General features: G+C 51.0%; 3 protein-coding genes. All 3 read left to right on the forward strand.

The features are described from left to right. Positions 1 to 570: DNA/RNA non-specific endonuclease (locus tag G512_RS22445; RefSeq protein WP_208975030.1), on the forward strand; the 570-nt coding region annotated here is incomplete at its 5' end. Further along, positions 570 to 1100: an SMI1/KNR4 family protein gene (locus tag G512_RS21305; RefSeq protein WP_051269408.1), complete on the forward strand. Its 531-nt coding sequence runs from the start codon at positions 570 to 572 to the stop codon at positions 1098 to 1100. The genes G512_RS22445 and G512_RS21305, both read left to right, overlap by 1 nt. A gap of 25 nt (positions 1101 to 1125) precedes the next feature. Next, positions 1126 to 1248 (forward strand): hypothetical protein, encoded by a 123-nt coding sequence (locus tag G512_RS23065; protein ID WP_265596922.1) that lies wholly within the window; start codon positions 1126 to 1128, stop codon positions 1246 to 1248. Positions 1249 to 1470: the final 222 nt, after the last annotated feature.

Consider the following 1470-nt stretch of genomic DNA (forward strand, 5'->3'; position numbering starts at 1 on the left):
GCCATGGACTTGTCAGCGCTGGCTGCCAGCGGTACCGCGTTCACCACCACACGGCTGCCGAAATCTCTGAAGAACGTTGTTGACACGCCAAATGGCCCAGATACAGGAGTGTCGTATCCGAACCTTGCTCGCCCGACAGCTTCAACACCAGCAAACACGATTTTGGGTGACTTGGATGAGTTTGGTAGACCAACAGGCGTGGTTTCAACGATTACGCCGGGTTCACTAGGTACAGGCACACCAGCAAATCCATCTATTAGACCACCTGGTTTTGAAGGCGCTGGCTCTAATCATGCGCGAGGACATTTGCTTGCTCGTATGCTGGGTGGCGCTGGGGACGAAGCACGTAATCTTGTCACGCTATTTCAGCGTAACGCTAATCATCCGAATATGTCTTCGTTTGAGCGCCAAGTTCAGGCTGCGGTTAGGAATGGCGAAACCGTAAATTTCAGGGCTATTCCGGTTTATACTGGCAGCAATCCGATGCCTACTGGAGTAACACTGACTGTGCGTGGTTCAAATGGCTTCGACTTGGACGTTTCTATACCTAACGTAAATGGATTGCAGTAATGGATTTTGCAGAAATCACAGCGCGTTTGGCAGGACCAAGTGCACCTAAGGAGACAGATCAACTTGATTGGGATGCAATCGAACGTGACTTCGGAATTGAGTTCCCTACCGGCTACAAAAAATTCGTCTCCACATATGGTACAGGTTCTATCGGAGGGTTTTTGTGGATTTTTAACCCAAGGTCCGCCAATCGGAGTTTGAACGGCGAGGCAATTCGATATTTTCAATACAGCTATGAAGAACTGAAGCAAGACTTTCCAGCTGACTATGCGCGTCCTGCATTCCCATCAGTAGATTCATTTTTGCCTTGGGCTGTTACGGACAACGGCGATACTTTTGTGTGGATTATGAACGGCGGACCGGCGGATAAATGGTGCGTTGGGGTAATGGGTTCAGATCAAGCTCAGGAAGAAATATCAGAGCTAGGCTTTGTCGAGTTCGTTGTTCACCTGCTAGATAATAAGATACAGTCAGATATTTTACCCCAACAGTTCCTAAAAATGGACAAGTTTTTCGAACCTGTTGCTTGATATTCTGCCAGAACATGAAACTCGCATGACTTTTCTCCGCGACCTGATCCCAACCATGCTTGCGCTGCTCATCGCCGTGTTGGCAACAAGCGTTGGCTTGGCAACGACCGGAGTTTGGGTGCATGCAAGCTATCCGCTTGTTCAGTAGGAGCTGAGCGTTGAGCCTGTCAATCTGACTTACACAGCCCCGGCACCTCCGACAATCGATGCAAACTTCACGACTACCGGCACAGCGTTCGCGCCAACTGTTGATCTGCGCTCTGTGGAAGGCGGCGTAACCCGCGCCACGGTGGGCGAGGGGGAGATCCTCATCCGCGATGAGGACAAGCAGCAGGAGCTGGAGGAGAGCGGCGCAACCACCTCGCTCGCC

The sequence above is a fragment of the Pseudovibrio exalbescens DSM 16456 genome (assembly GCF_000422785.1).
Taxonomy (GTDB): Bacteria; Pseudomonadota; Alphaproteobacteria; order Rhizobiales; family Stappiaceae; genus Pseudovibrio; species Pseudovibrio exalbescens.

What these genes read in the sequence shown, in the direction of transcription:
- G512_RS23065 (WP_265596922.1), top strand. Translation starts at nt 1,126, where the DNA reads ATGACTTTTCTCCGCGACCTGATCCCAACCATGCTTGCGCTGCTCATC.
- G512_RS21305 (WP_051269408.1), top strand. Translation starts at nt 570, where the DNA reads ATGGATTTTGCAGAAATCACAGCGCGTTTGGCAGGACCAAGTGCACCT.